The 17,487-nt window shown below is 36.2% G+C and carries 15 protein-coding genes, 3 pseudogenes and 1 other annotated feature; of the genes and pseudogenes, 7 read left to right on the top strand and 11 right to left on the bottom strand.

Features of this window, described 5'->3' with window-relative positions:
• Nucleotides 1–16: 16 nt before the first annotated feature.
• Nucleotides 17–592, bottom strand: coding sequence for a TetR/AcrR family transcriptional regulator (locus CO726_RS06060; protein ID WP_099683660.1), 576 nt, complete (start codon nt 590–592; stop codon nt 17–19).
• A gap of 135 nt (nt 593–727) precedes the next feature.
• A complete protein-coding gene (locus CO726_RS06055) occupies nt 728–1,774 on the bottom strand; it encodes a DUF2332 domain-containing protein (RefSeq protein WP_099683659.1) in 1,047 nt (348 codons plus the stop codon).
• Between the two features lie 381 nt (nt 1,775–2,155).
• On the opposite strand from CO726_RS06055, the gene CO726_RS06050 reads away from it, so the two are divergent.
• Nucleotides 2,156–3,658 (top strand): malate:quinone oxidoreductase, encoded by a 1,503-nt coding sequence (locus CO726_RS06050; protein WP_099683658.1) that lies wholly within the window; start codon nt 2,156–2,158, stop codon nt 3,656–3,658.
• 46 nt (nt 3,659–3,704) lie between these two features.
• Here the strand turns inward: CO726_RS06050 and CO726_RS06045 are convergent.
• Nucleotides 3,705–4,289 (bottom strand): annotated as a pseudogene (locus CO726_RS06045) (substrate-binding domain-containing protein); the annotation flags it as partial.
• 153 nt (nt 4,290–4,442) lie between these two features.
• Here CO726_RS06045 and CO726_RS06040 point away from each other — a divergent pair.
• From CO726_RS06040 to lsrF, 4 genes are read left to right on the top strand one after another with little or no spacing between them, the layout of a single operon-like run.
• A complete protein-coding gene (locus CO726_RS06040; RefSeq protein WP_099683657.1) occupies nt 4,443–5,375 on the top strand; it encodes a sugar-binding transcriptional regulator in 933 nt (310 codons plus the stop codon).
• Nucleotides 5,375–6,937 (top strand): autoinducer-2 kinase, encoded by a 1,563-nt coding sequence (lsrK, locus tag CO726_RS06035; protein WP_136699410.1) that lies wholly within the window; start codon nt 5,375–5,377, stop codon nt 6,935–6,937. The genes CO726_RS06040 and lsrK overlap by 1 nt, the downstream gene beginning before the upstream one ends.
• A gap of 25 nt (nt 6,938–6,962) precedes the next feature.
• Complete coding sequence (locus CO726_RS06030) at nt 6,963–7,325, top strand: cupin domain-containing protein (RefSeq protein ID WP_000909986.1); 363 nt, start codon at nt 6,963–6,965, stop codon at nt 7,323–7,325.
• 6 nt (nt 7,326–7,331) lie between these two features.
• Nucleotides 7,332–8,114, top strand: coding sequence for a 3-hydroxy-5-phosphonooxypentane-2,4-dione thiolase (lsrF, locus tag CO726_RS06025; protein ID WP_099683655.1), 783 nt, complete (start codon nt 7,332–7,334; stop codon nt 8,112–8,114).
• Between the two features lie 121 nt (nt 8,115–8,235).
• On the opposite strand, the gene CO726_RS06020 is transcribed toward lsrF, so the two are convergent.
• The 6 genes and pseudogenes from CO726_RS06020 to CO726_RS05995 form a co-directional block, all read right to left on the bottom strand.
• Entirely contained in the window at nt 8,236–8,739 is a 504-nt protein-coding gene (locus CO726_RS06020) for a GNAT family N-acetyltransferase (protein ID WP_099683654.1), read from the bottom strand.
• Between the two features lie 120 nt (nt 8,740–8,859).
• Nucleotides 8,860–9,030: pseudogene (locus CO726_RS06015) on the bottom strand (VOC family protein); the annotation flags it as partial.
• Nucleotides 9,027–9,311 (bottom strand): annotated as a pseudogene (locus tag CO726_RS06010) (nucleotidyltransferase domain-containing protein); the annotation flags it as partial. The pseudogenes CO726_RS06010 and CO726_RS06015, both read right to left, overlap by 4 nt.
• A gap of 69 nt (nt 9,312–9,380) precedes the next feature.
• A complete protein-coding gene (gene hmoA / locus CO726_RS06005) occupies nt 9,381–9,707 on the bottom strand; it encodes a heme-degrading monooxygenase HmoA (protein ID WP_136699408.1) in 327 nt (108 codons plus the stop codon).
• Nucleotides 9,708–9,803: 96 nt separating this feature from the next.
• Complete coding sequence (locus CO726_RS06000) at nt 9,804–11,024, bottom strand: MFS transporter (RefSeq protein ID WP_099683652.1); 1,221 nt, start codon at nt 11,022–11,024, stop codon at nt 9,804–9,806.
• A 51-nt stretch (nt 11,025–11,075) separates the two neighbouring features.
• Nucleotides 11,076–12,119 (bottom strand): ArsR/SmtB family transcription factor, encoded by a 1,044-nt coding sequence (locus CO726_RS05995; RefSeq protein WP_099683651.1) that lies wholly within the window; start codon nt 12,117–12,119, stop codon nt 11,076–11,078.
• Between the two features lie 164 nt (nt 12,120–12,283).
• On the opposite strand from CO726_RS05995, the gene CO726_RS05990 reads away from it, so the two are divergent.
• Nucleotides 12,284–13,477 carry a NupC/NupG family nucleoside CNT transporter gene (locus CO726_RS05990; RefSeq protein WP_099683650.1) on the top strand — a complete coding sequence of 398 codons (1,194 nt, stop codon included), beginning with the start codon at nt 12,284–12,286 and terminating at the stop codon, nt 13,475–13,477.
• A 49-nt stretch (nt 13,478–13,526) separates the two neighbouring features.
• Here CO726_RS05990 and CO726_RS05985 read toward each other — a convergent pair whose 3' ends face one another.
• A complete protein-coding gene (locus tag CO726_RS05985) occupies nt 13,527–14,774 on the bottom strand; it encodes a glutamate-5-semialdehyde dehydrogenase (RefSeq protein ID WP_099683649.1) in 1,248 nt (415 codons plus the stop codon).
• A gap of 29 nt (nt 14,775–14,803) precedes the next feature.
• Nucleotides 14,804–15,907 (bottom strand): glutamate 5-kinase, encoded by a 1,104-nt coding sequence (gene proB / locus CO726_RS05980; RefSeq protein WP_099683648.1) that lies wholly within the window; start codon nt 15,905–15,907, stop codon nt 14,804–14,806.
• Nucleotides 15,908–16,052: 145 nt separating this feature from the next.
• Nucleotides 16,053–16,263, bottom strand: a binding site (T-box leader).
• A gap of 339 nt (nt 16,264–16,602) precedes the next feature.
• On the opposite strand from proB, the gene proC reads away from it, so the two are divergent.
• Complete coding sequence (gene proC / locus CO726_RS05970; RefSeq protein WP_099683647.1) at nt 16,603–17,421, top strand: pyrroline-5-carboxylate reductase; 819 nt, start codon at nt 16,603–16,605, stop codon at nt 17,419–17,421.
• Nucleotides 17,422–17,487: the final 66 nt, after the last annotated feature.

Here is a 17,487-nt window from a genome sequence, read left to right as displayed (position 1 = left end):
TGCCACCTTATTCGTTTTATTTATTTAATATCCCATTCATAAATAACTTTACACATGTCTCTATATATTCTTCTAACTGAATTTCTTCTTCCGATATACTTACATTCATAATATATAAAAACAATTGTCCATAAAACATGTTCGCTATCAAACGGTAATTACAAGGAGAAATGTGTCCCGCCTCCCCAAGTTGCTTTAAATATCTTTCTAAGTGATTCACTAAATGTGAATTCAACTCGTGTAGTAATGCTTTCATTTCACTATTTTGTCTTGACTCTATTAATGCAGCCCAAATGTAATTTAGCTTTGACAAATTGGTTTGAAGATATATTTCTGCCACTTTCGTAAGGTCCTTATGTAAATCACCAGTAAATTGCTCTTCTATTTCCTCTAACAAAGCCACTGGTGTCGTCCGTAAAATAATACTCTCCCTGAATAGATTTTCCTTATTTCTGAAATTACGGAATATCGTTAACTCACTTACCCCCGCTTTTTCTGCCACTTCACGAATTGTTGTTGCTGTATACCCCTTTTCCCCAAATAATAACGTAGCAGCTTCCATAACTTTTTCTCGTGCTGTTAATTTCCCCATCTTTATTCCTCCATTCAATATGTAAGTAAGTAATTACTAACATATTATCACAAAAGAAAAATGAAAGTAACTAGTTACTTTCATTTTTCTGGAATTTCATTATCTAATTTCTTGAAAATAAAAATCCCTCAAATATTAACAAATCGTCTCCTTCCCAAGCTTCCAACTAAACCATCTCCCATGCCCTTCCGTTTCCCCAACCGTTTCACGATATTCGTTTCCGTTAATATAATAATTCATATGAAGGTCCCGGTCCCACATGTTGTTATATAGGTGGAATACATCACGTTTTACACCGATTTCTTGGATTTGTTTTTCTAGCTTGCGTTTTACTTGTTCAGGTATTTGATTTGCGACATGTGTATGAAAAATACAAATTACAGCATCTCCACTTATTTGTTCAATAATAGACGGCAATAACTCTACACCGTCTCCTTCTATTAATTGAACAGATTCATTTTTTACTAAAGATGCAGCTTGATCAAACAGTTCAAGCCTTTCTTTATGCTCTGGCCAAATGAGTGCACGTAGCCATAAATAATCTTCATCACTATGTAAATCATTTACATGTAAATCTAGTCCGATTCTTTCTACGACAGGTGGACTTTCTTTTAATAAATGAGGCACATTCTCCCCTCTTATTTCAGAAGTTAAATGTACATTCGAGTTTATATTTCCGTACATTTTATCTGTTCCGTACGAATAGCTATATTGGTCCCAGAATAGTTGTAATCCGGAACTTGTCCCAATTTCAATTAACGCTAACGGTTTGTTTACTTTATTAAATATGTAACTGAAACTTGGATATAAATATGCACATCGTCTTACTTCATTCGTTTGAACAAGTTTCGTTTGTAATAAAGTAATGATTTCTTCTCGGTACGTTTTACAGAAATCTTTAAAATGATCAAAAGCTTGATCTAAATCCGTATTAGCATTTTCAACTAAACTACTATAATACGTTTTTAAATGATGTTCTTTCCCTGCTAGTAATAAATAATGTACAGCGCCTAATAATAAATTTGGGACTGGTTGACCTACTTGAGCGTAAGAAGATAGTGTAAGTACCTCCTCATCTTCAGCAATTTTTATTGATAAGTATTCATATAAGTCACTTGACCCTTTACATTCTTTTATTGAAAAATTTCGAAATAAGTTTGCGATTTGTTCTTGTGTATGCATTGATATCCCTCCTTTTCGATATTACAGAATAATCTTACTATTAAAGGAACATAAATTCCATAAAAAGGTATCCATTCTACCCACTTTAGTATACGTAAGCTTTTTCGAGATAATTTCAAACTGTAATTTTTTTCTATTTACCACCTTAAAAGAGCTTGTTAAATAAGATTTTTGGCGAATAAAACGTTAAATAGTTTAAAATTATCAGATAACACTAGATATTTTAGTCTATTAATTATTATAATAGAGTATGAGATGGTTATATAATTGAGACAAAAAAGGTATACACCTAGGTGGGGCCTAGGCGGTGTTTCTCTTTTACGGCTTAGACATAGAAAACACCTACTCTTTTTTGCCAATATAGGGGATGGAGAGATTATCATGAGCAACATGCAGCAAAAAACAGACGTTATCTTAATTGGTGCAGGAATTATGAGTGCAACGTTAGGCTCATTACTAAAAGAACTAGCACCAGAATGGGAAATTAAAGTTTTTGAAAAACTCGCTAGTGCCGGGGAAGAAAGCTCTAATGAATGGAATAATGCCGGTACAGGGCATTCTGCGCTATGCGAACTGAACTATACTTCCGAAAAATCTGACGGATCTATAGATATTAGTAAGGCTGTAAAAGTGAATGAGCAATTCCAGCTTTCAAGACAATTTTGGGCATATCTTGTAAAAAGCAAATTAATTCGTAATCCACAAGATTTTATTATGCCTCTACCTCATATGAGTTTAGTACAAGGTGAAAAAAATGTGGAGTTTCTAAAAAACCGTTTTGAAGCGCTTTCAAAAAATCCACTGTTTCAAGGAATGGAATTTTCCGATGCTCCTGAAACATTAAAAAAATGGCTTCCACTCATTATGGAAGGCCGTACATCTAATGAGCCTATGGCGGCAACGAAAATTGACTCTGGAACAGATGTTAACTTCGGTGCATTAACACGTATGTTGTTTGATTACTTAAAAACTAAAAATGTCGAGCTAAACTACAAACATAGTGTCGAAAATATTAAACGCACGAAGAATGGTTTGTGGGAAGTAAAAGTACACGATATGAATAGTGGTAAAATTGAGCATCATACTGCAAAATTCGTCTTTATCGGCGGCGGTGGAGGTAGTCTACCTCTACTACAAAAGACTGGTATCCCTGAATCAAAACATATCGGTGGATTCCCAGTAAGTGGACTATTTATGGTATGTAAAAACCAAAAAGTTGTAGAACAACATCATGCGAAAGTATACGGTAAAGCTAAAGTTGGCGCTCCGCCAATGTCTGTACCTCACCTTGATACGAGATATATAGACAATAAAAAAGCTTTACTATTTGGACCATTCGCAGGGTTCTCACCTAAATTCTTAAAAACTGGCTCAAACCTTGACTTAATCGGTTCTGTAAAACCGAATAACGTCTTAACAATGTTAGCCGCTGGTGTAAAAGAAATGGGATTAACAAAATACTTAATTCAGCAAGTTATGTTATCACACGAAAAACGTATGGAAGAATTACGCGAATTCATTCCGAACGCGAAAAGTGAAGATTGGGATATTGTAGTTGCTGGGCAACGTGTACAAGTAATTAAAGATACTGATGCTGGTGGTAAAGGGACACTTCAATTCGGTACAGAAGTTGTAAGTGCAGCTGACGGCTCAATTGCTGCATTACTAGGCGCTTCACCAGGTGCCTCTACTGCCGTTCACGTCATGCTTGAAGTATTAGAAAAATGTTTCCCAAGCCGCATAGTAGAATGGGAAGAAAAAATAAAAGAAATGATCCCTTCTTACGGCATTTCACTAACGGAAAATCCAAGATTGTTCCAAGACCTTCACACTTCTACAGGTCGTACCCTTGGATTAAATGAAAAAGAAACAGTTCATAATTAATGAAGAAATAAAAAAACGTCCGATATATTCGGACGTTTTTTCGTTGCTAGAAATTATATTTATCAATATTCTCTTTCGTAAATACAACTCGCTCTGGTAATACGATAATTCCGTTTCCTTCTGCCTCATAACCATAACCTTGAATGGAGTTTGGTTCTACTTTCACTTTTCCAATTCCTTTTACTTCAAAGCTATCTCCTACTTTTAACTTCTTCCCTTTTACTACTATTTCATTTGCTACATACGTTGCGAGCGCACCTTGCTGTTTTACATCCCATAATCCGAATTGTTGTACTGTACCTCGTTTTACGTAATCACGCATAACGTTAGGTGTCGAAAACCCAGTTACAACAACTTTTTTATCCATTTTCAAGTTTTCAGCTGCTTGTGCCATTGCCGGAAGTGCCGTTGCATCCGGGCAAATGACGGCATTAATATCTGGATACGTTTTTAATATATTCTCCCCTACCGACAAAGACTTTTGCACATTATTTTCGCCGTACTGCGTCGTTACAATTTCCCAGTTTGGATATTTCTCTTTAATAATTTCTTTCGCTTTCGTTACCCATTGGTTTTGATCCGTTACTGTTGGACTAGAATAAAAGAAGGCTACTTTTCCTTTATCTCCAATTTATTTGTTCTACTTGTTTTGTAGCATTGTATATTCCTTTTTTTATATCTAGAACACTTTTTTCTACGTACTATTAATCGTTTCAACTGGAATAAACAAAATATATGGCACATATGTTTAAGCAGTGGTCAATTGTTGAAAGGGATGAAGAGTATGACTCAGCTGAACTTTGAAGAGAATTTATTAACGAAAGTAGCTTGGTACTATTATAAAGACCAATTAACACAACAGGAGATCGCTTCACTTCTTCATATTTCAAGAAATAAAGTCGTCCGGTTATTAGATAAGGCGCGGAGTGAAGGTATCGTTACATTTCACGTAAAAGGGACTGGTTTGCACTGTTTAAGTATAGAGCGTGAATTAATGAAAAAATTCCACTTAAAAGATGCTTTTATTATCCCTACCCCAGTAAACAATTATCACGCTTCTCTCGGAAAAGCTGCTGCACAATATTTAGAAACTCATCTCCAGCAAGGCGATTTACTCGGAATTGGCTGGGGAGAAACAATTAGCAAAGTGCTAGAAAACATTCATTTCGAAAGTTCTATTAATCTTTCAATTGTTACGTTAACAGGCGGAGTAAATCACTATCTCCCGAGAAAACAAAACTATTTACACTACATGCAAGGCGATCTTTACATTATCCCTACGCCGTTTCTAGCATCTACAACCGAAATGGCACAAAGTATTTTATCAGAACCGAGTGTAAAAGATATGCTTCATGTCGCTTCACTTGCTCATACGGCTGTTGTCGGGATTGGGGGATTATCTCAAGACGCTACGATTGTAAAAGAAGAAAAATTAACACTACGTGAGATGACATATATTCGTAGTCAAAACGGGGCGGGCGATATTTTAGGGCAATTTTATAATACGGATGGTGATTTATTAAAACTTCCACATCATAATCGACTAATTGGCACGCCTCTCTCTATTTTGCGCAAAATGAAGCATGTCGTTGGTGTTGCTGGAGGTACAGAAAAGATAAATGCAATTTATGGTGCCTTAAAAGGAAAGTTCATTCATACATTAATTACCGATGAGGAAACTGCCCTCTCCTTATTACGAAAGGATGGTGATTGTTAATGTCTCATTTATTAGCTTTTGATGCTGGTACAGGAAGCATTCGAGCTGTTCTTTTTGATCTACTAGGTAATCAAATTGCGGTCAGTCAAAAAGAATGGGTTCATAAAACGGATTCTCGTTACCCAGGTTCTATGAATTTTGATGTAATAGAAAACTGGAAGCTATTACATCAATGCACGAAAGAAGTTTTACAAAGAAGTAATGTCTCTCCCTCTTCTATTCAAGCTATTAGCGCTACTAGTATGCGAGAAGGTTTTGTTTTATATGATAAAAATGGGCAAGAAATTTGGGCTTGTGCAAATGTTGATGGACGCGCATCTGCTGAGGTTAGTGAACTAAAAGAAATTCGGTCACATCTTGAAAAAGATTTATATACAAAGTCTGGTCAAACTTTTTCATTAGGTGCTTTACCCCGCCTACTTTGGATTAAAAAACATGAACCCGACGTCTATAATGCTATTCAATCTTTTACAATGTTAAACGATTGGATCTTATATAAATTAAGCGGCGTGCTGCAAATCGATCCCTCAAACGGATGTACGTCAGGTATTTTTGACTTACAAAATAGAGTGTGGGATAACGATGTCGCTAAGGAGTGCGGTCTATCTTTGCCATTTTCACCAACAGTAAATGAAGCTGGTACAGTAATTGGCAACGTTACAAAAGAGTGTGCAGCATTAACTGGATTACGTGAAGGAATTCCTGTCGTTGCCGGCGGTGGTGATGCTCAAATGGCATCCCTTGGAACTGGAGTTGTTAAGCCAAATCAAACTTTAATATGCGGGGGCAGCTTTTGGCAACAAGAAGTGAATATTACAGAGCCAATAACGGATCCACATGCTGCGATTCGCTTAAATTGCCACGTCGTTCCTAACCTATGGCAATATGAAACAATTGCCTTTTTCCCTGGTCTTGTTATGCGCTGGTTTCGAGATGCTTTTTGCCAAGAAGAAAAGAAACTCGCTGACAAACTCGGTGTAGATACTTATGAATTACTAGAAGAACAAGCGAAAGACGTACCTGTCGGCTCACATGGCATTGTCCCTACTTTTTCAAACGTTATGAACTACATTTCTTGGCGACATGCCGCACCTTCTTTTTTAAATTTAAGTTTAGACGCTGACAAATGCGGAAAAAAAGAACTGTTCCGTGCTATTGAAGAAAATGCCGCCTTCGTTACACTTGGTAACTTAAAATTAATAGAAAATCTCACAGGAACATTCCCTTCTGAAGTCATTTTTGCTGGCGGTGCCGCTAAAGGAAAACTATGGCCACAAATTCTATCAGACGTCCTTGGTATTCCTGTAAAAGTACCAGTTGTGAAAGAAGCAGCTGCTTTAGGAACTGCGATTGCTGCTGGAGTTGGCGCTGGCATATATTCATCTATGGAAGAAACTGCTGAACAGTTTGTACAGTGGGAAAACACATTCGAACCAGTTACTGAAAATCATGAACTATATAAAGAATTCTATGAAACATGGAAAACTGTGTATGACAGTCAACTCGCTTTAGCTGATAAAGGGCTCACCTCACATATGTGGATTGCGCCTGGTGCTCTGTAACACATTACATAAAGGAGTGAAAAGTATGTTAAAAGCGAATGAAAATGACTTCTCCTATCGCTTCGGTGATAACGGGCCGAAATATTTAATACAAGGTCCGAATATTGATCTTGGCCTTGTTGTCATTCAGCCTGGGCAAGAGTTTCAAAACCACTATCATACGACGTGCGAGGAAGTCTTTTATGCATTAGAAGGTGAAATTGATTTCTATGTGAATAACGAAAGAGTTCCAATTAAACAAGGTGATGTCCTGCAAGTTCGCCCTCATGAATCTCACTATCTAATTAACCATTCTGACAAACCTTTTAAAGCAGTTTTTATTAAGTCACCACATTTACCAAATAAAGATACAGTACAAACGGAAAATCCAACATTAACGAAGGAGTGATTTCAAATGACTTGGGGATTTAAAAATCGATTAAATACAATTTTACCTGATGGAAGAGCGGTTATGTTAGCGATAGATCACGGCTACTTTTTAGGACCAATCCATGGGCTAGAACAACCGCTTGAAACGGTTAAAAACTTACTTCCTTACACAGATTCTCTCTTTTTAACGCGTGGTGTACTTAGCTCCTGCATTCCTGAAAACTGCAGCACACCGATGGTTATGCGTGTTTCAGGTGGAGCTACTGTCGTCGGTAAAGACTTAGCGAATGAAACAATTGTTACACCTGTAAAAGAAGCAGTAAAACAAAATGCAATTGGCGTCGGCGTTTCTGTTTTCGTCGGATCAGACTACGAAACCCAGACAGTTTCAAATCTTGCAAATGTAGTCTCTGAGGCTCACGATTACGGTCTGCCAGTACTCGGCATTACCGCAGTTGCGAAAGAATTACAAAAACGTGAAGCTCGCTTTCTAGCACTTGCTTCCCGCGTATGCGTTGAAATGGGTGCTGACATTATTAAAACGTATTACTGCGAAGGATTCGAAAAAATCACCAGCACTTGTCCTGCCCCAGTTGTAATCGCTGGTGGACCAAAACTAGATTCAATTGAAGACGCATTAAACATTACGTACAATGCACTGCAAGAAGGTGCAATTGGAGTAGATATGGGCCGAAACATATGGCAATCTGAACATCCTGCTGCGATGATTCAAGCGATACATGGTATTGTAAAGAATGGATTGAATGTGAAAGAGGCGCTGGAATTATATGCTGATGTAAAAAACTAAGGTAATAGATAGACTATTACACTTAATAAATACAAAATCAATATTTACTATAAGGAAAAGCCCATATATAACAAATGGGCTTTCTTTTACATTTTTAATTGTTACGAATCTAATTAAATTTCTACAAATCGCGCACATTCCAAACAATCTCACCGCGTTCACCAAACGTACTGTGATGCCGCTTAAATCCTATCTTTTCTAATACCCGAAAAGACGCAGTATTCCAAGCGCCTACAGTAGACCATAGTCTATGGCGACCCGTAGCAATCGCAGCCTCAAGTACTGCTGATGCTGCCTCTGTCGCATAACCCATGCGATGAGCACTGCGGAACAACTCGTATGCAATCTCCGGCTCTTCAAGCGTAGAACGACCGATAATTAAGCCACAGTATCCGATGAAATCGCCTTCGTCTCGTCTACGAATAGTGAGAAGAGAAATGCCATTTTCATCTACTTTCTTACGCATCTCAATTAGATTGTTACGAACAGAGTCAATGGTTGGCATTTCCACTCCACGTTCACCAATTAGTTTTCTAAGCCAGTCTGCATCGGATTCCTCCCACATATTCAGGTCGAGTCGTTCCGTTTTCAGCTGGAACGCCATATCTTTAAATACAGATGTCATAGCGGTAACCTCCTATTTATATCGATGTTCACTTATCATACAAATAAAATGATCAAGCCTCCTTCCAAACTGGATAAGAGGCTATATTTACATCTTCAAAACAATTTCTCTTATTGATTGCTATTGAACTTTCTTACCGTCTTTATAGTCAAGGCAAGACACTTCAATTAATAACCCATTAAACATTGAAAAATAAAAACCATAACTACTACCTCTCATCGCATACGGTTCCTTATCTATTTCAATGCCGTCAGCTATTAAACGATTATATGCTTGATCAACTTCTATAGTTCCATCTGATTGTTTTTAAAGTTTACTTGAATTTGATTAAAATCTGCACCCTTATATTCAACTAAAATATCTTCTCTCGTTTCAGAATGAAATTTCTTCTTTTGTCCTTCTTCTAAAAGAATATAAAAATCTAAATCCGAATCAGGATATGCGTCACCTCTTGCGACAGATCCGATAAGCATACATCCATTTATCTTATCTGTAGATAAGATTTCAGCTACTATTGTTGGCACTAATTTTTTATGTTGTTCATAAGTAATAAATGCAAGGTTTTCTATCATCCTCATCCCCCCATTACTAAAAAAGAGGATATATGTTGACTTCTACAACATATATCCTCTACTTATATTTTACGACTGCTGATAAGCCGCTTTCGATGATTTCACATAATAAACCGCATGATTCACATTAATAATATGATCTGGTTTTGGTTTACCACGGTTCGCTCTATGTCCAGCTAAATGCTCTTCACTTGTTTCCCAGTTTTTCCATGCTTCTTCAGATTCCCAGCGAATCATAACGACTACTTCTTCATCGCCGCGTCTTACTTTTTTCACAAGAACACTTAAATCAATAAAACCTTCAAACTTTTCAATAATACCTTCTCCAGTAAAACGTTCTACAACTATATTTGATGTACCTTCTTTTACTGTAAATGTTTTCGTTTCGATAAACATATATCCCACTCCCTCTTTGTAATACGAATACTACTATTCTTCTATTATAGTTGATTATGATAATTATTTTCAATTATAAAGTTTAAATTTTTTGAATCATGCTGTTTTCTCTTCTATCGCCTCATCTAAAAATTTGAAATATGGGAGTAATATTCCGATTAAAGAAGTGGCACATATAATTGAACCGATAATAAAGTATAGTGCTCTTACTCCCCACATTTCACTCAATATTCCCCCTACTAACACACCTAACGGCATAGCGGATCGTATGAAAAATAAACGCACTGAAAATACTTGTCCTATCATATTATTCGGGACAGTTTGTTGGCATATTGTCATGTTATGAACATTGAAAAATGCAATACAAATCCCTGCTATTACTTCAATTATTATTGCAATGATAATACTATGATTGAACCCTAGCGAAATGTATGTGAGTCCCCCTATAAACAATCCTCCAAGCATAAGTATACGCCGGCTTTTATATGTTACTTTTCCGACTAATACTGAGCCAATTACGTAGCCAAGTGGAAAACCTGCCATGAAATAGCCGAACTCTGCATATCCCGCTGACAGCTCGTCTTTTATATAAGGAAGATTTGTCACCATCGTTACCCCTACCCCAAACTGCACGAAAGTAAGAAATATACCGAGCCAAACGATGATTGTTTTTGTGAAAAAATATGTAAAGCCGTGAAGAAACTGTTCTAGCCACGTTTTCCGAATGGGCTGGGACGTTCTATTTTCTTTTATATAAAGTAAGAAAGCACCACTAACAAATAAACAAATGCATACAAAAGATAATGTAAGTTCTGTTCCAATGAAATGAATGACTACTCCGCCTAATACTGGCGCAAGAAACATCATAAGGCGGGTCATTCCATCAATGTACGCATTTGCATCTTGAAGTTGTTCTTTCCCTACAATACTCGGTGTAATCGCTTGACTTGCAGGTGTATAAAGTGGTGTAATAAGTCCGACTACAATTTGAACAACATAAATGTGCCAAACTTCTAAACCACCGGAAACTAGCATTACCAAAGGTAATAAGAATACGGACGCTCGTATCCATTGTGAAAAAATCATAATCCACTTCCGACTCCATTTATCAATAAATGGTCCACTTATTAATTGCAGTATGAGTGATGGGATGAAATATAATAGCCACATACTACTTAAAGCCATTTCCGATCCTGTTAATTCATATACCAGAATTGAATTACATAACGTTCCGAAACCCCCTCCTAATTCTGAGATTGCACTACCAATCCACATAAAAAAGAACGAACGATTTTTCAATACATTTTTCAATTTCATACACCAACTTTTCTCTTAAATTCCTCCCTTTATGTACATTCTCGTTGTTAATTATCTATTCAAAAACATATCTAATTCTTTCGCTAAAGACTGTACTGCTTTCTTTCTTAATACATATTTTCCGTCATGTATATCCACTAACTTCGCTGCACGTAACAATTTCAAATGATGGTGTACAGTCGATTTACCAAGCTGCAATTTTTCCGTTATTTCCTGTAATGTACGTTCTTTTTCAAACAACATTTTTACAATTCGCAATCTCACTTCATCTCCAAGAGCCTTATGTTTTTGAACTAAAAAATAATTCGGTTCATATAGATCTTCAGGATGAATACTTTCATTCGCAACTGGATAATGAAAGACTTTCGTATCTTCAATATCGGCTTCTATATTCCACGGTCTGTACGTCATTTGGGGGATAAGAAGTACGTGATGAACACTTGGCTCTGGCATATAGTTCACTCCGCCAGTGGCCCATTCGACAAACTCTTCTGGTTTCATTTTTTTATTCATTTCATTCTTTGCTTCATAGTCTCTTTCTAATATAGAAAGTATTTGTTCTTCCTCTTTTTGGATAACACTCTCATACCATCCTGTCATAACGGCTACTAAATGGTCCTTTAGTTTTTGTACATCAACATCACATATAAAACGAATATAAGTAGAGAAAAACTGATGTTCTTGTGTCAGTTCCATTAGTTCATGTATTGCAGTTACGTTTCCACTTGCCGCTAAAGTTCTTTTTTCTTGATACTTCTCTCCTAAAAACGGTAAACATATATATTTCAAATCTGCTTCTAAAAGTGAATCAATTTTAAAATTAAACTGCGATAAGTCCTGAAAATCCTCTTCATACAACAACTGAAGCAACGCTTTCCACGTATTATGTTCTTCTACAAACTGTAAGTGTTCTCTCATCTCATCTGTTAATGATTGTCTAATTCTTTCCCATTCACTTTGAGTCTTTTCAAGAGTATCAATTAACCTTTTATGAGTAATTGCTGCAATGCCAAGCGCGCATTCGAAAAGTATCGAATATTTCACTTGAACGTTATAAGTTTCCCTCTTTCTACTCGTTATGTGATAGACCTTCATTTTATCCTCTCCTTGTTTGCTATATATCATATTCTATTTTTATCGAATTTCACCTTCTATATTTTTAGAATTTACAGAAATATAAATTAAAACACATTCATTCTAAATTAAGAAGAATAAGAGCTTTTTTATATACAAATAATAAAGCTCAAGGAGTTGTTGACATGCATTTCATATTGAATATGTTAGGGATTTTTGTTGTAATCTTATTCGTTTTCCTATGTTCGCCTAATAAAAAACAAATAAAATGGAGACCAATCGTTATTCTCATCATATTGGAGCTTTTTATTACGTGGTTTATGTTAGGCACGAAGCTCGGCAGTATTATCATTAATAAAATTGCGTCATTTTTCAGTTGGCTACTATCATGTGCGAATGAAGGTATTCGATTTGCATTTCCTTCAGCTATGGACATTCCACACATTGATTTCTTTTTTAGTGCATTACTTCCTATCATTTTTGTTATTACTTTTTTCGATATTCTTTCGTATTTCGGAATCTTAACTTGGATTATTGATAAGGTAGGTGCAATCATTTCAAAGATTTCTCGTTTACCAAAGCTAGAAAGCTTCTTTTCCATTCAAATGATGTTTTTAGGAAATACGGAAGCACTTGCGGTTGTTCGTGATCAATTATCTGTGTTAAGAGAAAATCGTTTGTTGACTTTTGGAATTATGAGTATGAGTAGCGTTAGCGGATCCATTCTTGGCGCTTATTTATCAATGGTTCCAGCAACATATATTTTCAGCGCAATCCCATTAAACTGTATTAACGCATTAATTTTAGCCAATGTATTAAATCCTGTGGAAGTTTCGAAAGAAGAAGATGTCGTATATACACCTTCAAAACATGAAAAAAAGGATTTCTTTTCTACTATTTCAAACAGTATGTTAGTCGGGATGAATATGGTTATCGTTATTTTAGCTATGGTAATTGGATATGTAGCATTAACAGCATGTTTAAATGGGATTTTAGGATTTTTTGTAACAGGTTTAACAATTCAAAAAATCTTCTCCATTATCTTTAGTCCCTTTGCATTTCTACTTGGTTTATCAGGCAGTGATGCTATGTATGTAGCTGAACTTATGGGGATCAAAATAACGACGAATGAATTTGTTGCAATGATGGATTTAAAATCGAACTTAAAGTCTTTACAACCGCATACGGTTGCAGTTGCAACAACATTTCTAGCTTCTTTTGCTAACTTTAGTACAGTAGGTATGATTTATGGAACTTACAATTCATTATTTGGCGGCGAAAAATCATCAGTCATCGGGAAAAATGTTTGGAAGCTTCTTGTGAGCGGAATGGCAGTTTCCTTATTAAGTGCTATGCTTGTTGGGTTATTTGTATGGTAAATACTCTTTAAAATAAAAGACACCCAACCTAATTGAGTGTCTTTTATTTTTATTTTCGAATTTGTCCATTTCCACGAATCACATATTTTGTGGAAGTTAATGCTGGAAGCCCCATTGGTCCTCTTACGTGTAGCTTTTGTGTACTGATGCCAATTTCTGCTCCAAATCCGAATTCAGATCCATCAGTAAAACGAGTTGATGCATTATGATAAAGTGCCGCCGCATCAACAGAAGTGAAAAATTTGCTGACATTTTCCTCGTTCTCTGTAATAATCGCTTCAGAATGCATAGATCCATACGTATTTATGTGATAAATCGCTTCTTCTATAGAAGAAACTACTTTAACTGCCAGCGTGAGTGATAAAAATTCTGTCTCCCAGTCTTCTTCTGAAGCAAGTACAATTGAAGAATCAATTGCCAGTGCTCTCTGATTACCACGTAGCTCCACGCCTTTTTCCTTCAAAGATGAAAACAATTCGCTACCAAATTGCTGCGCCCACTCCTCATGAAGTACAATCGTTTCAATGGCATTACATACAGATGGACGCTGCGTTTTTGCATTTATAATAATATCAATTGCCATTTGTTTATCAGCTGTTTCATCAATAAAAACATGACAATTTCCCGCACCTGTTTCAAGTACTGGAACAGACGCTTCTCTTACTACAGTATCAATTAATTGTTTACCACCTCTTGGAATAAGAACGTCTAAGTAATCATTCATTGTAAACAACTGCTTTGCGCTATCCCGTGTTGTGTCTTCTATGAGCTGTACACTTTCTTCTGGCAAACTTGTTTGTTTAAGCGCTCGGTGAATAACGTCAACAATAGCTTTGTTAGAATGGATAGCAGAAGAACTACCACGTAATATAACTGCGTTTCCTGTTTTTAAACAAATTGTAGCAGCATCTACTGTTACATTTGGCCTTGCCTCGTAAATCATCCCAACAACACCAAGTGGTACACGCATCTCCTGAATAGATAGTCCATTTGGTCGCTCCCATTCACTTACACATTCTCCAACAGGATCACGTAATTCAATTAACTGCTTAATTCCCTCTACCATATCAACAATTCGTTGTTCAGTTAGCATAAGTCGATCAAGGAGTGAATCAGAAAATCCTTTTGCCTTACCTTCTTCGATATCACGTTTGTTTTCCTCTAAAATATAAGTTGTTTCATTTATTAATTGATTTGCAACCATAGCAAGTGCTTCGTTTTTTTGATTTGTAGATTTTAATACAAGTTCCCTAGCAACCTCTTTTGCTCTTTTCCCCTTTGCTAACACTTCATTCATTTTTATTTCCTCCTTTTTGATCCCTATTCTTAAAATGAAACCCAATGATCTCTATGGATGACTTCATAACTATGTCTTTCGCCTCTTGCTTGAATATGTTGGCTTTGCATACCTTTTACAGCTCTTAATTCCTCTGCGCTATATGTGCATTGTCCTTTTCCAATCACGCGCCCTTGTTGCGTCATTACTTCTACGACTTCGCCTACTTGGAAAAATCCTGAAACATTTGTAACACCAGCAGGAAGAAGACTCTTACCATGCTGAATGATAGCTGTAGCTGCTCCGGCGTCTATTTCAATTTGTCCGCTAACAACCGAATGCAAAGCGATCCATTGCTTATTCATCTTCATTTCTTTTTGAGGGGCATTTCCGACATATGTTCCATCACCTTTCCCCTTCAAAACATCTACAAATTTCTCTTGTCCACGTCCTGTTCCGATAAATACACTCACACCAAGAGAGAGTGCTGTCTTTGCAGCATCGATTTTTGATTTCATACCGCCAGTCCCAAGTTTTGAACCAGCATCTCCTGCAAGAGAAGCGATTTCTTCTGTAACTTCAGGAAGGAAATAATATTTTTTTGCATCCTCATTTTTCTGCGGATTTTTGTCATATAAACCGTTCACATCCGTAAAAATCATAAGCATGTCTGCCGAAATAAGCCCGCTTACTAAAGCTGACAGCATATCATTATCACCGAACGTTAGCTCCTCTAAAGAGATGGAATCATTTTCATTGATTATCGGGAGAGCGGAACGGTTTAGTAATTCTCCTAAAGTAGCGTAAGCATTACTATATTGTTCTTTTCTAGAAAAATCACTTCTTGTCAGTAAAAGTTGCGCAGTAACAATACCATATTTACGGAATTCCTCCGTGTACGCCTGCATTAACAAACTTTGTCCGACAGCTGCAGCTGCCTGTTTTCCTTTAATTGTCACGGGTCTGCTAGGATATCCTAGCGCTGAAAAACCTGCAGCGACGGCTCCAGATGTAATTAACACAACCTCGTGTCCTTCTTCTTTCAACCGAGCCAATGCGGCAACATGATCTGAAAGTTGTTCTTTAGAAATGCCTCCGTGACTATCTGCCAGGGAGCTGCTCCCAATCTTAACGACAACTCGTTGTTTTTTCACTTTTGTATCCCCCAAATCTAAAATCAAAGTTTTTTATACATTACACTTTTATTCATACAGCTTTCAGTGATTTCTATTCTCATTATTGCTGCACCTATCCAATTAAAGGACAAAATAAAAATGACCGCTTCGCCCTTAATAAAATAAAAAGGACGAAACGGTCATTGTTCCGCGGTACCACCTTAATTGATATACATAGATATCCACTTGGCGCCTATAACGCAGGCGAACGCCTAAACTTTCATTTAAGACTCAGGGATAGGTTCGATATATTCTATACGAGGAATCTTTCAGCCGGTGAATTCCACTCTCTTTCGCAAGAAGACATATGTACTATTTCCCTTCAACGATTTTCGGTTTAATTTTTTTATATTATGCGATATAGTTCGATTTGGTGTCAAGAGGTATTTTTAAAAATAAATAGAGCTGCGAGTTACTTGTATGAAGTTATTGCCCTACTGAATGAAAATACAAATGAATATAAATTTAACTCATATTTATAAACATAAACTTTATATTGTAGTGTATATATTTACAGAATGTCGAATATCATTGATTTTTATCTTTTAGTATTGCAAAAAGGAATATATTCTCTTAGAATGTTTCTTTATATTGCACAGAGATGTTATTGTTATATTAAGATAACAATTTCGAAATGATATAATTTATTAAAAAAGGAGCAAGATTGAGTTATTATGGATAAACAAATTGGATTCATCGGATGCGGAAATATGGGGATGGCTATCATTGGCGGGATGCTAAACAAAAAAATAGTGTCTTCAAATAAAATCATGTGTTCAGATTTAAACACGACGAATTTAGAAAATGCTAGTGAAAAGTACGGAATAACTATAACTACTGACAACAATGAAGTCGCTAAAAATGCTAATATTTTAATTTTATCAATTAAACCAGACTTATACGCATCAGTAATTAACGAAATTAAAGAAGTGATAAAAAACGATGTTATTATCGTAACAATCGCTGCTGGAAAAAGCATCCAAAGTACAGAGGATTCTTTTAATAAGAAGTTAAAAATTGTACGAGTAATGCCTAATACACCTGCTCTTGTTGGAGAAGGAATGTCTGCATTATGTCCTAATGAAATGGTAACAGAAAAAGATTTAGAAGATGTGCTAAACATTTTCAATAGTTTTGGTCAATCAGAGATTGTAAGTGAAAAGTTAATGGATGTTGTAACATCTGTAAGTGGTTCTTCACCAGCGTACGTATATATGATTATAGAAGCGATGGCAGATGCTGCTGTACTAGATGGCATGCCTAGAAATCAAGCATATAAATTTGCTGCTCAAGCTGTGTTAGGCTCTGCAAAAATGGTACTAGAAACAGGAATACATCCAGGTGAATTGAAAGATATGGTTTGTTCTCCTGGCGGAACAACGATAGAAGCTGTAGCAACTTTAGAGGAAAAAGGCTTACGAACTGCAATTATTTCAGCTATGCAACGTTGTACACAAAAGTCTGTCGAACTATCTGGTCAAACGAAAAAGTAAAAGTATAAAAGAGATCACGTTAGTTATGAATTCATATGAATTTAATGAGAAATGCACTACATGATA

The sequence above is a fragment of the Bacillus fungorum genome (assembly GCF_002746455.1).
GTDB lineage: Bacteria > Bacillota > Bacilli > Bacillales > Bacillaceae_G > Bacillus_A > Bacillus_A fungorum.
Note: the sequence above shows the minus strand (reverse complement) of the source record. Positions and strands in the feature narration are given on the sequence as shown.

Coding starts and splice junctions, on each gene's coding strand:
- CO726_RS06060 (WP_099683660.1), bottom strand. CDS start 592: ATGGGGAAATTAACAGCACGAGAAAAAGTTATGGAAGCTGCTACGTTA.
- CO726_RS06055 (WP_099683659.1), bottom strand. CDS start 1,774: ATGCATACACAAGAACAAATCGCAAACTTATTTCGAAATTTTTCAATA.
- CO726_RS06050 (WP_099683658.1), top strand. CDS start 2,156: ATGAGCAACATGCAGCAAAAAACAGACGTTATCTTAATTGGTGCAGGA.
- CO726_RS06040 (WP_099683657.1), top strand. CDS start 4,443: ATGACTCAGCTGAACTTTGAAGAGAATTTATTAACGAAAGTAGCTTGG.
- lsrK (WP_136699410.1), top strand. CDS start 5,375: ATGTCTCATTTATTAGCTTTTGATGCTGGTACAGGAAGCATTCGAGCT.
- CO726_RS06030 (WP_000909986.1), top strand. CDS start 6,963: ATGTTAAAAGCGAATGAAAATGACTTCTCCTATCGCTTCGGTGATAAC.
- lsrF (WP_099683655.1), top strand. CDS start 7,332: ATGACTTGGGGATTTAAAAATCGATTAAATACAATTTTACCTGATGGA.
- CO726_RS06020 (WP_099683654.1), bottom strand. CDS start 8,739: ATGACATCTGTATTTAAAGATATGGCGTTCCAGCTGAAAACGGAACGA.
- hmoA (WP_136699408.1), bottom strand. CDS start 9,707: ATGTTTATCGAAACGAAAACATTTACAGTAAAAGAAGGTACATCAAAT.
- CO726_RS06000 (WP_099683652.1), bottom strand. CDS start 11,024: ATGAAATTGAAAAATGTATTGAAAAATCGTTCGTTCTTTTTTATGTGG.
- CO726_RS05995 (WP_099683651.1), bottom strand. CDS start 12,119: ATGAAGGTCTATCACATAACGAGTAGAAAGAGGGAAACTTATAACGTT.
- CO726_RS05990 (WP_099683650.1), top strand. CDS start 12,284: ATGCATTTCATATTGAATATGTTAGGGATTTTTGTTGTAATCTTATTC.
- CO726_RS05985 (WP_099683649.1), bottom strand. CDS start 14,774: ATGAATGAAGTGTTAGCAAAGGGGAAAAGAGCAAAAGAGGTTGCTAGG.
- proC (WP_099683647.1), top strand. CDS start 16,603: ATGGATAAACAAATTGGATTCATCGGATGCGGAAATATGGGGATGGCT.